Below are 16631 nucleotides of genomic sequence, written 5' to 3'. Positions count from 1 at the left end.
CATCGCCATATTTGACCGCCATCGGGCGCCGGCCAAACGCCACCCCGATGCGATAATCGTTTCTTCTGTGAGCCTTACCGGACTTTTCTATGCTTGAGCGTCTTCGCATCGTTCTGATTGGAACGAGCCATCCGGGCAATATTGGTGCCGTCACCCGTGCCATGCACAACATGGGGTTAAGCGACCTTGCGTTGGTCGCGCCGCGCTGCGAGGCGATCACCCAGGAGAGTATCTCGCGCGCGTCAGGTGCGGATCATTTGCTACACCAGGCAACGCTTCACCCTACCCTGGAAGACGCCGTCGCCGATTGCACGCTCGCCGTAGGCGCAAGCGCCCGCTCGCGCACGCTGCCGTGGCCGATGGTCTCGCCGCGAGAGCTGGCCGCACGTTTACCCGACGAGTGCCAGCACGATAACGCCCGCGTAGCGTTGGTGTTTGGCCGCGAGGATAGCGGGTTGACCAACGCCGAGCTTCAGCGCTGCCACGCCCACGTACACATCCCCACCAACGCGGATTTTAGCTCGCTAAACCTCGCCGCCGCCGTGCAGGTCATTGCTTACGAGTGTCGCCTGGCGTGGCTTGAAAGCGCGCCGGCCACAACGTCAGCAGCGGAAGAAAACGACAGCGAACTCGCCTCTCACGCCGATCTGGAGCGCTACTTTTCGCACCTTGAACGCACCTTGGTCGCCGTTGATTTTCACGACCCCGACAAGCCGCGCCAGCTGATGGCGCGCCTGCGGCGGCTGTATCTGCGCGCACGCCCCGAACAGATGGAGCTTAATATTCTGCGCGGCATTTTGAGCGCGACGGAGAAAAAGATAACCCGGTCAGAGAAATAGTCGCTCACCAGAGAAGCCCGAGTGCGGCTAGATAAGCGCTAGCGCTTGAATGGCGCCCGCCCTGCCCCCAACATACGCTATTCACTACGATTCGGTATTCGATACCGGGCCTGACCGTTTCACAGGACGCTCCCATGTTCCAACGCCTACGCGAAGACATTAACAGCGTATTTGACCGCGACCCGGCGGCACGCAATTTTCTCGAAGTGCTGACCAACTACCCCGGCCTGCACGCCCTACTCGCCCACCGCTTGGGCAGCTGGCTGTGGCGTCGCAACCTCAAGTGGCTGGCCAAGACCATCTCGTCGCTGGCGCGCTGGCTGACCGGTATTGAGATTCACCCCGGCGCGCACATCGGCCGGCGCTTTTTCATCGATCACGGTATGGGCGTGGTGATCGGCGAGACCGCCGAAGTCGGCGATGATGTCACGCTCTACCAAGGTGTCACGCTCGGCGGCACCAGCTGGAACAAGGGCAAGCGCCACCCCACGCTGGGCGATGGCGTGATCGTCGGTGCCGGTGCCAAGATTCTCGGCCCATTCACCGTTGGCACCGGCGCCAAGATTGGCTCCAATGCGGTAGTGACCAAAGAAGTGCCCGCTGGCGCGACCGTGGTGGGCATCCCGGGCAAAATCGTCAAGCGCGCCGACCCGGATAGCGAAGAAGCGCTGGATATCGACCCGGCGCGGCGCGAGGCGATCCGCGAGAAATTCGGCTTTGATGCCTACGGCGTTAGCCAAGATATGCCCGACCCGGTCGCGCGTTCCATGCAGGCCATGCTCGATCACATGCACGCGGTGGATGAGCGCATCGAGCGCATGTGCTCGACGCTTTCCAAGCTGGATGCCAGCTACCGCGAGAGTCGCTTACCCGAGCTACGCAACGAGGATTTCGCCGAAATACTCGATGAAGCGGATACCGGCTGCCCCGGCGTTGGCAACCGCAGCGCCACTAGCACAAGCGCTGATGACAGCGTAAAAACACCGCCCCCTTCGAGCAAAGGTTGACCAAAGCAGTCGGGCTTTCCCATAATGGCGGAACATTTGCCGCAAGTACGCTGCGTGACAGCGTTGAGGTGCCGCCATGCGTTTGACGACCAAAGGCCGCTACGCCGTTACCGCCATGCTTGATCTGGCGCTCAATGCTAACGCAAGCCCCACGAGCCTCGGCGATATTTCCCAACGCCAAGGGATTTCGCTCTCTTATCTTGAACAGCTGTTTGCGCGCTTACGTCGTGCGGGGCTGGTGAAAAGTGTGCGCGGCCCGGGCGGCGGCTATTTGCTCGCCCAACCCCCCAGCGAGATCAGCGTATCGCGGGTGATTGACGCGGTTAACGAAACCGTCGATGCGACTCGCTGCCAAGGGCTTTCCGATTGCCAAGAGGGCGATACCTGTTTAACCCACCACTTGTGGTGCGAGCTGTCAGGGCAGATTCGTCAGTTCCTCGATGACGTCAACCTTGAGCAGCTGATGCAGCGTGGCGACGTGCGCAAGGTAGCGACGCGCCAGCAAGCACGCGCCGACGCCAGTATATCGACACTCAACGTAACCTAACGCATGCCGTCAACCCTAACCGTGAACTGAACATGCCCCAAACGACGCCTTCACTGCCGATTTATCTCGATTACGCTGCCACCACGCCGGTGGATGAACGCGTGGTCAGTGTGATGCAGCGCTATTTGACCGTTGATCAGCTATTTGCCAACCCAGCGTCGCGCAGCCACATGCTGGGCTGGCAAGCGGAGCAGGCAGTTGAGCAAGCGCGTCGGCAGGTGGCCGATAGCATTAACGCCGACCCGCGCGAAATCGTCTGGACCAGCGGCGCCACCGAGGCGGATAACCTCGCGCTCACAGGCTTTATGCGCGCGAACCGCGAGCGTGGCATGCACTTAGTGACCTCGACCATCGAGCACAAAGCCGTGGTCGATACTGCCAAAGCGCTAGAAACAGAAGGCTTTGAGGTGACTTGGCTCACTCCAGGGCGCGATGGTCGCATTCAACCGGATCAGCTGCGCGAGGCGATGCGCGATGACACCGCGCTGGTATCGCTAATGGCGGTGCATAACGAGCTTGGCAGTATCAACGACATCGCCGCTCTTGCCGCTGTCGCGCACGAATTTGGCGCGGCGTTTCACACCGACGCGGCCCAGGCGGTTGGACGCATCGATTTAGACGTGGCCGCCCAGCAGGTTGATCTAATGTCGCTCTCGGGGCACAAAGTTTACGGCCCCAAAGGCGTCGGCGCGCTTTTTGTTAAACGCCACCCGGATATTCGCGTCGAGGCGCTAATCCACGGCGGTGGCCACGAACGTGGCATGCGCTCGGGCACATTACCTACCCACCAGATCGCCGGCATGGGCGAAGCGTTTACCTTGATGCGCGAGCAAGCCACCGCCGAACAGACGCATATTACCGCACTCAGACAGCGCTTTCTTGCCGGTCTGGAAACGTTGGGTGGGGTGTATCTCAATTCACCACCGGACAATGCCGTACCCAATATTCTCAACGTCGCCTTCGATGGTGTGGATGGCGAAGCGCTTTTAATGGCACTGCGCGATATTGCGGTTTCTACCGGGTCAGCGTGCAACTCGGCAAGCGTTGACCCGTCATATGTATTACTCGGCGTCGGTGTGCCGCGTCGGCTCGCTCTCGCCTCGCTGCGCTTTAGCTTCGGTCGCTATACCCGCGACGGCGACATCGACCATGCACTGCACGTACTTCACCACGCGGTCACCGGCCTGCGCTAATCAGCGAACGATTTTTTAGGAGGTGCCTTATGGCAACGCTCAATATTACCCCCGCTGCCGCCAAGCAGATTCATCACGTACTTGACGAGCGCGGCCAGGGTCTCGGCCTGCGCGTTTCGGTTAAGCCGAGCGGCTGCTCAGGCTACAGCTATGTGCTCGACTTTGCCGATGAAACCCACGAGGGCGACGTGAGCTTTGAAGAGCACGGCGTCAAGGTCTTCGTCGATCAAGAAGCCCTCGACATGCTCGATGGCAGCGAAGTCGACTACGTCAACGAAGGGCTCAATCGCTACTTCCGGTTTAACAACCCCAACATTAAAGATGAGTGCGGCTGCGGCGAAAGCTTCACGGTGTAGCGCAAAAGGCAGCGGATACCCACCGTGCAAGACACCCGTATTCATTGCCGCTGGGAAGCGCTATAATCGCTCCCACTCAGCCAAGCTGCTGACTCATTTTCCTGTGCCGCCCTGGCCTACCAGGGCGGCAGTTTCTGTTATCAACCGGTTTCATACCGCTGTTTTTATTCATCACTAGGAGTGCAACATGGCGACCGAACGTACGCTTTCTATCATCAAGCCCGATGCCGTAGCCAAAAACGCGATTGGCGAGATTATCGCCCGCTTTGAAAAGGCCGGCCTCAAGGTCGTGGCTGCCAAAATGCTGCACCTCGACAACGACAAAGCCGGTGGCTTCTACGCCGAGCATAAAGAGCGTCCGTTCTTTAACGACCTAGTGGGTTTTATGACCTCAGGCCCGGTTGTGGTTCAAGTGCTCGAAGGCGAGAACGCCATCGCTAAAAACCGCGATCTAATGGGCGCGACCAACCCGAAAGACGCCGAGCCCGGCACCATCCGCGCTGACTTTGCCGAAACTATCGACGCCAACGCCGTTCACGGCTCTGACTCGCCGGAAAGCGCCGAGCGCGAAATTAGCTACTTCTTCAGTAACGACGAAATCTGCCCGCGCTAAACGCGCTGGCTCGCGGCGCAGGTCCCCCGCTCTTTACTTTATGGGCCGGGCCTGCGCTGCCACTTTGTCTGTTGCCGGCCATTTACGCGGGCTCCCCACTCCCGCCTCTTTCCTAAACGCTGACCGCCATGACCACCACCGTTGTCCAACATACGCCCGCTGCACCTTTGGCCTCCGCCACGCCTGAGCGCGAAAATCTGCTAGGCATGTCTCGCGAGCAGATGGAGGCGTTTTTTCTCTCCATTGGCGAAAAGAAGTTTCGTGCCAGCCAGGTGATGAAGTGGATTCACCTTGAGGGGATTGATGACTTCTCGGCCATGACCAATCTCTCCAAGGCGCTGCGCGAAAAACTCGCCCGCGTCGCTGAGGTTCGCGGGCCGGGAGTTGTGTATGAAGGCACTTCCAACGACGGCACACAAAAATGGGTGCTCGAGGTGGAAGACGGCAGCTACGTGGAAACCGTGCTGATCCCGGCGGATAATGGCAAGCGCCGCACCCTTTGCGTGTCGTCTCAAGTCGGCTGTTCGTTGGACTGTAGTTTTTGCTCCACCGGCAAGCAGGGCTTTCAGCGCAACCTGACCGCCGCCGAAATTATCGGCCAGGTATGGGTGGCGCAACGCAGTGTCGGCCCACGCCGGGATACCGCCAACCGTCCGGTCACTAACGTGGTGATGATGGGCATGGGCGAACCACTACTGAATTACGACAACGTCGTGCCGGCGATGAAGCTGATGCTCGACGATGACGGTTACGGGCTCTCCAAGCGCCGAGTGACGCTTTCTACCTCTGGGGTGGTGCCGATGCTCGACAAACTCGGCGACGAGCTCGATGTGAGCTTGGCGGTCTCGCTGCACGCCGCCAATGACGAGCTGCGCAACGAGCTCGTGCCGCTCAACCGTAAGTACAACATTCGCAGCCTGCTTGATGCCTGCCACCGTTACCTGGCAAAAAGCGATGCTAGGCGCAATGTGACCATCGAGTACACGCTGATTAAAGACGTCAACGATCAGCAGCGCCACGCCGAAGAACTGGCCACACTGCTCAACGAGCTGCCCTGCAAGATCAACCTGATTCCGTTTAACCCGTTCCCGCATTCCGGCTATGAAAAGCCATCGCGCAACCAGTGCGTGCGCTTTCAGGATTGGCTTTTTGAGCTCGGCTACTCCGCGCCGATACGCACGACCCGCGGCGACGATATCGATGCCGCCTGCGGCCAGTTAGTGGGACGAGTAAAAGACCGCACCAAGCGTAGTGCGCGCTATATCCAATCGATCCAGCTTGACGCCGACTAAATAGACTTCGCCTTACGCTGTTGGCTTGACTTACGTCGGCCACGGCGCTTTGATGGACACGGTTTTTTATTAACGCTGCCTTTGAGGATCTCGATGATCAGTCGCCGCCGGCCAAACCGCCCGTTAAGGGCACCGATGCTGACCGTAATCGTCAGCACACTATGGCTAGCTGGCTGTGCATCGTTAAGCGAAACCTCCTCAGAGAACCAGCCCGAGGCGGTCAATGCTTACACCCAGCTTGGGGTAGCCTATTTAGAACGCGAGAACCTAACGCGTGCACTTAGCGCGCTCGACCACGCCTTAGAGATTGACCCCGAGCACCCTGAAGCACTCCAAGCGCTGGCGCTGGTTTACCAGCAGCAAGGAGAAGCAGCGCTCGCCGACAAGCACTTTCAAAAAGCGCTAGATGCCGCCCCCAATTTCACCCAGGCGCGTAATAACTACGCCGCCTTTCTTTATCAGCAGGCCGATTACCCGCGCGCCTGTGAACAGCTTGAGCAAGCCTCAGGAGATGCGCAATATGCACGCCGGGCACAGCTATTTACCAATTTGGGCCAGTGTTATACCGCGCTAGGAGAGACACAACGTGCGCGCGAGAGTTTTGAGCGCGCTCAGCAGATCGACCCGCGACACGCACGCAGTTATTTTTTATTAGCCGAGTTAGCGTTTTCACAGGGCAATATTTCCCAAGCTTGGCCGCCACTGCAAACGTTTATGCAGCTGGCAGCGCCCAATCGCGAAGCGCTTGAGTTGGCGGTTGAAATCGCCAATGCGCGCGGTGAGTTTGATAAGGCCGCCGATTATCAGCGCCAGCTGGGTCAGTTAAATTAAGCACACCATGGTAGTGCGCTACGTTAATGTTATTGCTGCCCTGATCACCCGTTTTCAATGAAGGATGCTCAGCCATGAGCGACACATACACAAAAGAGCTACACGATGAACCACGTACCCCCTCCCCAGGGGAGCAGCTTAAGTCTCAACGCGAACAGTTAGGGCTATCGCTTCAAGAAGCGGCTGACGCCTTACATCTGCGTCCCGCCGTGATAGATGGACTTGAGCGCGGCAACTACGACGAAATCCCCATCGCCACCTATCGCCGTGGCTATCTACGCGCCTACGCCAGATATCTAGGCATTGATGAATCGCCAGTGCTAGAGGCGTATAAAGAGCGACATGGTTCGTTAGAGGCCGAGCGCACCATCACGCCCGTCTCCGCCTCCAAACCGCCCTCCCGCATGGGTGCGCTGTTGTTTAAGCTGGTAACGCTGTTGATTATTGCGGGGCTGATTACCGTGACAGTGATGTGGTGGCAAAGCCGCGGCGGTAGTGCCCCGCCGGGGATAGAGGAACCCACACAAAACGACGCTCTGTCCGAAATGACCACGCCAGAAAGCGCTGTGCAAAACAGCAGTTTTCAAGAAAATGGAAGTACTGGGCAAGGGCAAGGAACTACTGGGCAAGAGAGTGCTGTGGAAGAAAGCACTGCGCTAGAAGATACTGCGTTAGAGAGTACCGTGCCAGAAAGTACCGTTCCAGAAAGTACCTTGGCAGAAAGCACCGCCGCTGGCGTCAGCGAGCCGACGGCAACCGAAACGCCTGGTAATGCGGCGTCACTCAACCAAAATGAATCCGTTGAGCCTGCGCTTGAAGAGCCGCAGGCGTCGGACGAGGAAGTCCTCGCTGAAGATAGCGCCGATGACGCCAGCGCTGGCAACGTGCCTAACACGCTTGAGCTCACCTTCAACCAACAGTCTTGGACCGAAATTTTCGACGCCAATAATCAGCGCGTTTTAGTCGGCCTTCAAGAACCCGGCACGAGCGCGAGTGTCGAAGGTGAGCCGCCCTTTCGTTTAACCGTGGGCAACGCCACCGGCGTTGAGCTGCGCTATCAAGGCGACATCGTCGACCTTGAAGAGCGCGCTGGCGCCAACAATGTTGCCCGCTTCACCTTGGGAGAGTGATCCGCCGTATGCACGCCCCTTCTCCGATCAAACGCCGTATTTCGCGCCAAATTCACGTTGGCAACGTCGCGGTCGGCGGCGATGCCCCCATCTCCGTGCAGAGCATGACCAACACCGACACCTGTGACGTGGCGGCCACGGTGGCGCAAATTCGTCGCCTGGAAACCGCCGGTGCCGATATTGTGCGTGTTTCGGTGCCTGACATGGACGCGGCCGAAGCCTTTGGCAAGATCAAACGCGAGGTCGATGTCCCACTGGTAGCGGATATCCACTTCGACTACAAAATCGCCCTACGCGTCGCCGATTTAGGCGTCGATTGCCTGCGCATCAACCCCGGCAATATCGGCCGTGAAGATCGTGTGCGCGCCGTGGTGAGCGCGGCCCGTGATAACGGCATTCCGATTCGCATCGGCGTCAACGCCGGCTCGCTTGAGAAAGACCTACAGAAAAAATACGGCGAGCCCACGCCCGCCGCGCTGGTCGAATCCGCTATGCGCCATATCGACCACCTAGAACGTCTTGATTTCCCCGATTTCAAGGTCAGCGTTAAGGCAAGCGATGTGTTCATGGCCGTGGGCGCCTACCGCGACCTTGCGAGCCGCATCGAGCAACCGCTGCACTTAGGCATCACCGAAGCCGGCGGTTTGCGCTCGGGCACGGTGAAGTCGTCGATTGGCCTTGGGATGCTATTGATGGATGGCATTGGCGATACCATCCGCGTATCGCTCGCCGCCGACCCGGTGGAAGAGATCAAAGTCGGCTTTGATATGCTCAAAAGCCTCAAGCTGCGCGCCAAAGGCATCAACTTTATCGCCTGCCCCAGCTGCTCGCGCCAGAACTTCGACGTTATCGACACCATGAACCAGCTCGAAGAACGTCTGGAAGATGTGATGACGCCGCTGGATGTTTCCGTGATTGGCTGCGTGGTCAACGGCCCTGGCGAAGCCAAAGAGACTGACATCGGCCTCACTGGCGGCTCGCCGGCCAACTTGGTGTATATCGACGGCAAGCCCGCCAGCAAGCTGCGCAACGACCATCTGGTCGATGACCTTGAGCGTTTGATTCGCGAGAAGGTCGAAGAAAAAGAGCAGCGCGAAAAAGATACGATTGCCCGCAGCGTCTGAACGCGGGCACCCAGCACACGTGCCGCGATTCAACAGACGTACTGAAAAAGCGCACCTAAAAAGGAGCTTTCATTGAGCCAGTCCGCTGCTAAACCTGCGAAAAAAATCCAAGCCATTCGCGGGATGAACGACCTTTTGCCCAGCGAAAGTGCCCGCTGGCAGTATTTTGAGGCTAAAGTACGTGCGCTGATGACGCGCTACGGTTTTGACGAGATCCGCACCCCGATTGTTGAGCAAACAGCTCTGTTTGCCCGCTCGATTGGCGAAGTGACCGATATCGTCGAAAAAGAGATGTACACCTTCGACGACCGCAACGGCGACAGCCTCACCCTGCGCCCCGAAGGCACGGCCAGCTGTGTGCGGGCAGCGATGGAACACGGCCTTCTGCACAACCAAACCCAGCGGCTTTGGTACCAGGGGCCGATGTTTCGCCATGAGCGTCCGCAAAAAGGCCGCTACCGCCAGTTTCATCAGGTCGGGGTGGAAACCTACGGCTTTGACGGCCCGGATATCGACGCCGAGGTCATCTTGCTTTCCGCTCGTTTGTGGCAGGAGCTAGGGCTTGCCGAGCACGTGACGCTCGAACTCAATTCGTTAGGCTCAAGCGAAGCACGCAGCGCCTATCGCGACACGCTCGTGGCCTACTTTGAACAGCACCGCGACGTATTAGACGAAGATTCCAAGCGCCGGCTAACCACCAACCCACTGCGCATTCTGGATTCCAAGAATCCCGCCATGGCCGAGATGCTCGACGGCGCACCACAGCTCATGGACCACCTCGACGCCGAATCGCGCGAGCACTTCGAGCAGCTAAAAGCGATGCTCGATGCCGCGGGCATTAAGTACGTCGTCAATCCGCGCCTGGTACGCGGGCTGGACTACTACAGCCGCACGGTATTCGAGTGGACCACCACCGCACTCGGTAGCCAAGGCACGGTGTGCGCTGGCGGCCGTTACGACGGTCTGGTCGAGCAGCTAGGCGGTAAGCCGACCCCGGCGGTAGGTTTTGCTCTGGGCATTGAGCGGCTGATTTTGCTACTGGAAACGTTAGAGTTGTTTCCTGACGAAGCGCTCGGCGGCTGCGATGTTTATCTCGTGCCGATGGATGCCAGCACCACCGCCACGGCGTTAACTCTGGCGGAACAGCTTAGAGACGCATTACCTGAACTGCGCCTGCAGCTACACTGCGGCGGCGGCAGCTTCAAAAGCCGCATGAAAAAGGCCGATAAAAGCGGCGCACCCTATGCGCTGTTACTCGGCGAAGATGAACAGCAAGCGCAGCAGGTCACGTTGAAATTCCTGCGCGATGATCGCGAACAGCAGCGCGTCACCCAGTTGGAGCTCGCCGCGACGCTACGTCAATTACTCGACGTATCACCGACGCGGTAAATGCTCTGCGCGACGTCATTCCCCCGTGGTGAGCATATAAACGCGCATTGAACGTATATAAGGAGGCCGCCCGTGGCGGAGCTGAAAACTGAAGAAGAGCAGCTAGACGCGATTAAGCGCTGGTGGAAAGAGAACGGCACCTCGCTGATTGCCGGTGTGGCCCTTGCGGCAGCGGGGGTGTTTGGCTGGAATGCTTGGCAGAATTATCAAGACAACCAAGCCGAAGCCGCCTCCGTGCGCTATCAGCAGCTGGTGAATCTGACCGCAGGTAACGCGCTGGATGACGCCACGCTGAGTGAAGCACGCTCGCTGGTCGACGATATCACCGACAACCATGCCGATACGCTTTACGCCGAGCTGGCCAAATTACTCGAGGCACGCCTAGCCGTGCAGCAAGACGACCTAGAGGGTGCCAAAGCGGCACTCGAAAGCGTCGCAGGAAGCTCCTCGCGCCGCTATGTGCAAAGCCTCGCCTGGTTGCGCCTGGCGCGTCTGGCCGTTGCAAGCGATGACCCCGAGCAGGCGCTTGAACTGCTTGACGAGCCGATTACCGATGCCCTTGCCGCGCAACAAGCAAATGTCCGTGGCGATGCCCATATGGCGCTTGGGCAACAAGCCCAAGCGCGCGAGGCGTGGCAACAGGCGCTGACGCTTGCTCAAGAACAGAACCAACCGCTTTACGGCGTTCAGCTTAAGCTGAATGACCTCGGCACCGACGAGGGAGCACTATGATGACGGTCCGTTTTTCGCAGCATATGCGCCTAACGCTAGGCGCTGTCGCCATCAGTCTACTCGCCGGCTGTGCCAGCAAAGGTGAGCCGGTCTATACGCCCAAGGAGCTCACCTCCTTTGACGAAACCTCTACGCTGGAGGCGCAGTGGAGCACCACCGTGGGCGATGGGTTCGGGCGCGCCCGCTACCCCATCGCCCCGGCCCGTGATGGCGACATTCTGTTTGCCGCCGATGCCGAAGGCACCGTGGAAGCCTTCGATGCCGAAAACGGTGAACGCCAATGGCGTGTGGAACTGGAAAGCCCGATTTCCAGCGGGTTAACCGCCATTGCCGACGCGCTTTATGTGGGCACGCGCAACGGCGAAGTGCTAGCACTTGATCAGCAAGACGGCAGCGTCGACTGGCGCACACGCGTTTCCAGCGAAGTGCTTGCCGCGCCGCAAGCCAACCGAGAGTGGCTAATTGTACAAAGCACCGATGGCCACGTCACCGCCCTTGACCGCCGCAGCGGCGAAGAGCACTGGGTGTATAGCAGTTCGCTGCCGAGATTAACCCTGCGCGGCACCGGCACTCCACTGACCATTGACCCGGTGACCTTTGCCGGCTTTGCCAATGGCCGTTTAACCACGCTCGATAACCGCAATGGCCAGCCGTTGTGGGATCAGCAAGTGGCCATTCCCAGCGGGCGCAGCGAAGTAGACCGCTTGGTAGACCTCACCGGGCAGCCGGTACTGACGCAAGACGGCCGCCTGTTTGTCACCAGCTACAATGGCCGCGTTATGGCGCTGGAAGCCACCCGCGGTGAAGTCTTGTGGGCGCGCGATCTTTCCAGCCGCTACACCCCGGTATTGGTAGGGGATTATCTTTTTGTCGCCACCGATGCCAGCCACGTGGTGGCGCTCGATGCCGAAAGCGGCCGCGAAGTGTGGCGCAACGAGGCCCTCGAAGGTCGCTGGATTACCGCACCCGCCTTCGCCGATGGCCGCCTAGTGTTTGGCGATGAGGAAGGGTATCTACACCTACTCAACGCCCGCGATGGCGAGATCGTCGGCCGGACACGCGTGGATAGCGCCGGCATTAGCGTTCGCCCCGTGACCGAAGGCGGCACGATTCATGTTCAGGCCAATAATGGCCATCTAGAAACGTTGGTAATTTCTCCATGACGCTGGACGCTATGTCGTTAAATACGTCTTCAAGTTCAAGTACGCCGGTCATTGCGTTAGTCGGCCGCCCCAACGTGGGCAAGTCGACCTTGTTTAACCGCTTAACCCGCTCCCGCGATGCGCTGGTAGCCGACTTCCCCGGCCTGACGCGTGATCGCAAATACGGCAACGGCATGCTCGGCGGCAAAGCGTATACGGTGATCGACACCGGCGGTATTAGCGGCGATGAAGAAGGTATCGATGCGGCCATGGCCGAGCAGTCGCTCGCTGCGATTGACGAAGCCGATATCGTACTGTTTATGGTCGATGCCCGCGCCGGGCTTAACGTCGCCGATGAAGCCATCGCCAACCACTTGCGCGTCAACCAGAAGAAAACCTGGCTGGTGGTGAATAAAACCGATGGTTTGGAAGAGCACTCGGCCATGGCCGACTTCTGGACGCTGGGCCTAGGCGATCCGTGGCCCATTGCCGCCGCGCACGGGCGCAACGTCTCCACGCTGATTGATACTGTGCTCGCGCCCTTTCCCGAGCGCGATGAGAGCATCCCTGCCGATACCGGCACTAAAGGCATTCGTATTGGCGTGATCGGCCGCCCCAACGTGGGCAAGTCGACGCTGGTCAACCGTCTGTTAGGGGAAGACCGCGTGGTGGTGTTTGACGAAGCTGGCACCACCCGCGATGCCATCGAAATCCCCTTCGAGCGCCGTGGCAAGCCTTATGTGCTAGTGGATACCGCTGGCGTACGGCGGCGCAAGAACGTCAGCGAGATTGCCGAAAAGTTCTCAATCATCAAGACGCTTGATGCGATCAAAGAGTGCCATGTCGCAGTGATGGTACTCGATGCCCGCAGCGGGCTCGTTGAGCAAGACCTGCACCTGCTGGACTACGTCCTCACCACCGGCCGCGCGCTAGTGCTGGCGGTCAATAAGTGGGACGGCCTTGAGAGTGAAGCCAAAGAAAAAATGCGCGCAGACATCAAGCGCCGTTTGGGCTTTGCCGACTACGCCGAGATGCACTTTATCTCAGCGCTACACGGCACCGCAGTGGGCGATCTTTACCCCTCGATCGAGCGTGCGTTCAACGCCGCTAACGCCCACTGGTCGACCAACCGGCTGACCACGCTGCTGCAAGATGCCGTGAGCCAGCATGCGCCGCCCATGGTGCACGGGCGCCGTATCAAGTTGCGTATGGCGCACCAAGGCGGCAGCAACCCGCCGATTATCGTCGTGCACGGCAACCAGACGGAATCGCTGCCGGATGCCTACCGCCGCTATTTGATCAACACCTTCCGCAAGGTGCTAAAAGTGCGCGGCACGCCAATGCGCTTTGAGTTCCGCTCAGGCGACAACCCCTACGACAACATGGCAGGGGCAAGCGACAAAGAAAAAGCCAAAAAGCGCGAGCTTAACCGCACCAAAGAGGCGCGCAAAAGCCGTCGCTAAGCCTTTTAACTGCTTGAGTTACCGTTTGCCGTGAAGGCGCTTGCGCCCCACCCACTGGGTGGCAAACTGCCAAGCGGCACGCCCGCTTCGCCCACCGCGCAGCGTGGCAAACCGAATGGCCTCTGCGCGCGACTCGGCGTTCCAATCTTTGGGGTCGCCGAGCTGCGAAATCCAGTGACAACACGCCTCCAAGTACACATCTTGATCGAAGGGATGAAACCCTAGCCACAGCCCGAAACGATCAGAAAGCGAGATCTTTTCTTCGACCGCATCGCCGTGGTGGAGCTCATTGCCCACTAGGCGGGAGCCTGCGTTATCGTCCATGGATTCCGGCAGCAAATGGCGGCGATTGGAGGTCGCGTAGAGCAGCACGTTCTCTGGCGGCCCGGTTAGCGCACCATCGAGCACGCTCTTGAGCGCTTTGTAAGCGTCATCGTGGCCTTCAAACGAGAGATCGTCGCAGTAGACGATAAACCGCTGCGGGACCGCGCGCAGCTCTTCAACTAACATCGGCAGGCTTGCCAAATCGTGGCGGTCGACTTGGATCATACGCAGTCCATCGTCTGATAGGGAATTCAAAAGCGCCCGCATCAACGACGACTTGCCACTCCCCCGGGAGCCCCATAGCAATGCGTGGTTAGCCGGGTAGCCTTGCAAAAACGCCTGAGTATTATCCACCAGCGCCAGCTTTTGACGCTCAATGCCGAGTAGATCATCCAGCGTCAGCGCATCACGCGGCGCCACTGGCACTAGGCGCCCGCCTAGCGGATGCCGCTGCCACAAAGCGGCGACGTGGTTGTTCCAATCGACCTGTTCCGGCACCGGCGGTAGCCAGTGCTCTACGCGATCAAGCAGTTGCGATAAGCGGCGGGTGAGTTCAGCATCCATACATATCTCTTTTCTTTAGGGAAAGGGGCTATTCCACGTCATCATCGCGCTATGATAGCCAGATAAGATTCAGGATAATGGCTATCTTGCGTACATAAACCTCTTTTCGTTAATAAGGAAGCTCCCTATGCGTTGGCTTCGCCTGCTCACTATCACTTTGCTATGCGCTTCGCTCACCGCTTGTGCCACCTCGCCTACCGGGCGCTCCCAGCTTTTGCTGCTCTCGGAAGACCAGCTCAACCAAATGGGGCAACAAGCATTCAGCCAGTACCAGCAAGACCTTCCTGCGGCGGATGCGGCGACCCAGCGCTATGCCCAATGTATCGCCACGGCGATTATTGCCGAGCTCCCTGCCGAGCAGCGTCAAGTCGATTGGCAAATTCGTGTATTTGAGTCCGAGCAACCCAACGCATTCGCGCTACCGGGGGGCTATATGGGCGTGAACAGCGGTATGCTCGATGTCGCTACCAACCAAGATCAGCTGGCCTCGGTCATCGGCCACGAAATTGCCCACGTGCTATCCAATCACGCGAATGAACGCGCCTCTACACAAAGCGCGACGCAAATGGGTCTTTCGGTCATTTCCAGCACCTCCGGCATGCAAACGCCGGGAGGTCAGCAGTTAATGGGGCTTTTAGGCATGGGGGCTGAATACGGCATCATTCTGCCCTTCTCACGCCGCCACGAGAGCGAAGCGGACGTCATCGGTCTTGAACTTATGGCCCGGGCAGGTTTTGACCCGCGCGCCAGCATCAACGTGTGGGAGAATATGCAGCGCGCCACTGGCGGAGGTAAGCCGCCCGCCTGGATGTCGACCCACCCAAGCCACGGCCAGCGCGTTGACGGCCTTGATGCCAATATGCAGCAGGCGCTTGCAACCTACCAGCAAGCGCAAAGCCAAGGCCGCACGCCCAACTGCCCGCGCCCCTGATACTCCCACGTCCCTGGCACTTTTAAGCCCCTGATACTAATGAGCATGTGAGACGTTATGATTCGATTAGGTTTACTGTTGTTGATACTGCCGCTTGTTGTGCTGATGGGCGTCTTCTTCTGGGAGCTCAATGATGTGCGCGCCTGCCAGCTTGACGGCGGCCACTGGAACTATCTTGCCAGCGTGTGCCGCGACACACCCCAGCCGTTCGTGCCTTGGGTTGAGCGTATGCCACTTCTGGTCAACGGCGGCATGCTGGTCTCCGTACTAGGGCTTGTGCTTTGTATAGTTGGCCTTTACCAAAAGCGGCGGTAGATAGAGGAATTTAATAGTTCAGCGATTGGCGTAGCGTTTCGCGTACCGGAACGGTGTTAGGGCGAACGTTGCGCCAGAGGAAAAACGACTCGGCGGCCTGCTCGACGAGCATGCCAAGGCCATCCAAAAGCCTCGCGCCACGCGGGCCGGCCCACTGCAGAAACACCGTCGGCTCGACATCGTACATCATGTCGTAGGCCCAGGCGCCCTTGGCAAATAGGCCCTCCGGCAGCGGCGGCAAATCCCCTGCCAAACTGGCGCTGGTGCCGTTAATCACCAGGTCAAACTCGCCTTCAATCGCGTCAAACCCGCCGCCTGAGATGTTGCCCAGGTCAGCGAAGTCGCTAGCCAGCACACTGGCTTTTTCCGCTGTGCGATTGGCAATGACGACTTCGCTCGGCGTCTCGGCCAAAAGCGGTTCTAGCGCGCCACGTACAGCACCTCCGGCGCCCACAATAAGCACCCGTTTATCTTTGAGCACGACGCGATGATAGGCCAAATCACGCGCCAACCCGACGCCGTCGGTATTGTCGCCATAAAGGCGCCCGTTACCGCCGAGAATCAACGTATTCACCGCTTTAGCGCGTTTAGCGCGGTGGCTTACCGTGTCGCACAACGCAAAGGCGTCTTCTTTAAACGGCACGGTGACATTGGCCCCACGCCCACCTTCCGCCGCGAACTGCTGCCAAGCACTGGCAAAGCCCTCATCCGGTGCCTCAATGGCGGTGTAGTCCATTGCCTCACCGGTTTGGTGGGCAAACTCAGCGTGAATCAGCGGCGACTTCGAGTGCGTCACCGGGTTTCCTAATACCGCGTAGCGGTCCGTCATGTGTCGGCTC

At 59.0% G+C, this 16631-nt stretch carries 18 protein-coding genes; 16 read left to right on the top strand and 2 right to left on the bottom strand.

Annotation, left to right across the window (positions count from 1 at the left end):
* Positions 1-89 precede the first annotated feature (89 nt).
* From trmJ to der, 14 genes are all read left to right on the top strand, one after another.
* On the top strand, positions 90-839 hold the full coding sequence (gene trmJ / locus HZS81_RS05310; RefSeq protein WP_179929526.1) for a tRNA (cytosine(32)/uridine(32)-2'-O)-methyltransferase TrmJ: 750 nt from the start codon (positions 90-92) through the stop codon (positions 837-839).
* Between the two features lie 134 nt (positions 840-973).
* Positions 974-1846: a serine O-acetyltransferase gene (gene cysE / locus HZS81_RS05305; protein WP_179929525.1), complete on the top strand. Its 873-nt coding sequence runs from the start codon at positions 974-976 to the stop codon at positions 1844-1846.
* 76 nt (positions 1847-1922) lie between these two features.
* Complete coding sequence (locus tag HZS81_RS05300) at positions 1923-2393, top strand: Fe-S cluster assembly transcription factor (protein ID WP_179929524.1); 471 nt, start codon at positions 1923-1925, stop codon at positions 2391-2393.
* A gap of 32 nt (positions 2394-2425) precedes the next feature.
* Positions 2426-3586, top strand: a complete 1161-nt coding sequence (locus HZS81_RS05295; protein ID WP_179929523.1) for a cysteine desulfurase family protein — start codon at positions 2426-2428, stop codon at positions 3584-3586.
* A gap of 29 nt (positions 3587-3615) precedes the next feature.
* Complete coding sequence (locus HZS81_RS05290; protein WP_179929522.1) at positions 3616-3942, top strand: HesB/IscA family protein; 327 nt, start codon at positions 3616-3618, stop codon at positions 3940-3942.
* A gap of 187 nt (positions 3943-4129) precedes the next feature.
* Positions 4130-4555: a nucleoside-diphosphate kinase gene (gene ndk, locus HZS81_RS05285; RefSeq protein ID WP_179929521.1), complete on the top strand. Its 426-nt coding sequence runs from the start codon at positions 4130-4132 to the stop codon at positions 4553-4555.
* 128 nt (positions 4556-4683) lie between these two features.
* Complete coding sequence (rlmN, locus tag HZS81_RS05280; RefSeq protein WP_179929520.1) at positions 4684-5847, top strand: dual-specificity RNA methyltransferase RlmN; 1164 nt, start codon at positions 4684-4686, stop codon at positions 5845-5847.
* Positions 5848-5982: 135 nt separating this feature from the next.
* A complete protein-coding gene (gene pilW / locus HZS81_RS05275; RefSeq protein ID WP_241697384.1) occupies positions 5983-6678 on the top strand; it encodes a type IV pilus biogenesis/stability protein PilW in 696 nt (231 codons plus the stop codon).
* A gap of 74 nt (positions 6679-6752) precedes the next feature.
* On the top strand, positions 6753-7808 hold the full coding sequence (locus HZS81_RS05270; RefSeq protein ID WP_179929518.1) for a RodZ domain-containing protein: 1056 nt from the start codon (positions 6753-6755) through the stop codon (positions 7806-7808).
* A gap of 8 nt (positions 7809-7816) precedes the next feature.
* Positions 7817-8932, top strand: coding sequence for a flavodoxin-dependent (E)-4-hydroxy-3-methylbut-2-enyl-diphosphate synthase (gene ispG, locus HZS81_RS05265; RefSeq protein WP_179929517.1), 1116 nt, complete (start codon positions 7817-7819; stop codon positions 8930-8932).
* Between the two features lie 72 nt (positions 8933-9004).
* Entirely contained in the window at positions 9005-10321 is a 1317-nt protein-coding gene (gene hisS / locus HZS81_RS05260; protein ID WP_179929516.1) for a histidine--tRNA ligase, read from the top strand.
* A 72-nt stretch (positions 10322-10393) separates the two neighbouring features.
* Positions 10394-11053, top strand: coding sequence for a tetratricopeptide repeat protein (locus HZS81_RS05255; protein WP_179929515.1), 660 nt, complete (start codon positions 10394-10396; stop codon positions 11051-11053).
* Positions 11050-12216 (top strand): outer membrane protein assembly factor BamB, encoded by a 1167-nt coding sequence (gene bamB, locus HZS81_RS05250; RefSeq protein WP_179929514.1) that lies wholly within the window; start codon positions 11050-11052, stop codon positions 12214-12216. Before HZS81_RS05255 ends, bamB begins: the two co-directional genes overlap by 4 nt.
* Positions 12213-13658, top strand: coding sequence for a ribosome biogenesis GTPase Der (gene der, locus HZS81_RS05245; RefSeq protein WP_241697383.1), 1446 nt, complete (start codon positions 12213-12215; stop codon positions 13656-13658). Before bamB ends, der begins: the two co-directional genes overlap by 4 nt.
* Positions 13659-13676: 18 nt before the next feature.
* Here der and HZS81_RS05240 read toward each other — a convergent pair whose 3' ends face one another.
* On the bottom strand, positions 13677-14546 hold the full coding sequence (locus HZS81_RS05240) for an ATP-binding protein (protein WP_179929513.1): 870 nt from the start codon (positions 14544-14546) through the stop codon (positions 13677-13679).
* A gap of 127 nt (positions 14547-14673) precedes the next feature.
* Between HZS81_RS05240 and HZS81_RS05235 the strand changes: the two genes are divergently transcribed.
* Together HZS81_RS05235 and HZS81_RS05230 are read left to right on the top strand one after the other, a co-directional pair.
* On the top strand, positions 14674-15477 hold the full coding sequence (locus HZS81_RS05235) for a M48 family metallopeptidase (protein WP_179929512.1): 804 nt from the start codon (positions 14674-14676) through the stop codon (positions 15475-15477).
* Positions 15478-15534: 57 nt separating this feature from the next.
* Positions 15535-15792: a hypothetical protein gene (locus tag HZS81_RS05230; protein WP_179929511.1), complete on the top strand. Its 258-nt coding sequence runs from the start codon at positions 15535-15537 to the stop codon at positions 15790-15792.
* Between the two features lie 10 nt (positions 15793-15802).
* On the opposite strand, the gene aroE is transcribed toward HZS81_RS05230, so the two are convergent.
* Positions 15803-16621 (bottom strand): shikimate dehydrogenase, encoded by an 819-nt coding sequence (gene aroE / locus HZS81_RS05225; RefSeq protein ID WP_179929510.1) that lies wholly within the window; start codon positions 16619-16621, stop codon positions 15803-15805.
* Positions 16622-16631: the final 10 nt, after the last annotated feature.

The organism is Vreelandella salicampi, assembly GCF_013415105.1.
In the GTDB taxonomy this organism is placed as follows: Bacteria; Pseudomonadota; Gammaproteobacteria; order Pseudomonadales; family Halomonadaceae; genus Vreelandella; species Vreelandella salicampi.
The sequence above is the reverse complement of the archived record's forward strand: the minus strand, read 5'-3'. Positions and strand labels throughout refer to the sequence as shown.

Bases quoted from the DNA above. Each gene is read 5' to 3' on its own strand.
- HZS81_RS05300 (WP_179929524.1), top strand. From the start codon at position 1,923: ATGCGTTTGACGACCAAAGGCCGCTACGCCGTTACCGCCATGCTTGAT.
- cysE (WP_179929525.1), top strand. From the start codon at position 974: ATGTTCCAACGCCTACGCGAAGACATTAACAGCGTATTTGACCGCGAC.
- der (WP_241697383.1), top strand. From the start codon at position 12,213: ATGACGCTGGACGCTATGTCGTTAAATACGTCTTCAAGTTCAAGTACG.
- bamB (WP_179929514.1), top strand. From the start codon at position 11,050: ATGATGACGGTCCGTTTTTCGCAGCATATGCGCCTAACGCTAGGCGCT.
- rlmN (WP_179929520.1), top strand. From the start codon at position 4,684: ATGACCACCACCGTTGTCCAACATACGCCCGCTGCACCTTTGGCCTCC.
- trmJ (WP_179929526.1), top strand. From the start codon at position 90: ATGCTTGAGCGTCTTCGCATCGTTCTGATTGGAACGAGCCATCCGGGC.
- aroE (WP_179929510.1), bottom strand. From the start codon at position 16,621: ATGACGGACCGCTACGCGGTATTAGGAAACCCGGTGACGCACTCGAAG.
- HZS81_RS05230 (WP_179929511.1), top strand. From the start codon at position 15,535: ATGATTCGATTAGGTTTACTGTTGTTGATACTGCCGCTTGTTGTGCTG.
- HZS81_RS05270 (WP_179929518.1), top strand. From the start codon at position 6,753: ATGAGCGACACATACACAAAAGAGCTACACGATGAACCACGTACCCCC.
- pilW (WP_241697384.1), top strand. From the start codon at position 5,983: ATGCTGACCGTAATCGTCAGCACACTATGGCTAGCTGGCTGTGCATCG.
- HZS81_RS05290 (WP_179929522.1), top strand. From the start codon at position 3,616: ATGGCAACGCTCAATATTACCCCCGCTGCCGCCAAGCAGATTCATCAC.
- ndk (WP_179929521.1), top strand. From the start codon at position 4,130: ATGGCGACCGAACGTACGCTTTCTATCATCAAGCCCGATGCCGTAGCC.
- HZS81_RS05235 (WP_179929512.1), top strand. From the start codon at position 14,674: ATGCGTTGGCTTCGCCTGCTCACTATCACTTTGCTATGCGCTTCGCTC.
- ispG (WP_179929517.1), top strand. From the start codon at position 7,817: ATGCACGCCCCTTCTCCGATCAAACGCCGTATTTCGCGCCAAATTCAC.
- HZS81_RS05295 (WP_179929523.1), top strand. From the start codon at position 2,426: ATGCCCCAAACGACGCCTTCACTGCCGATTTATCTCGATTACGCTGCC.
- HZS81_RS05240 (WP_179929513.1), bottom strand. From the start codon at position 14,546: ATGGATGCTGAACTCACCCGCCGCTTATCGCAACTGCTTGATCGCGTA.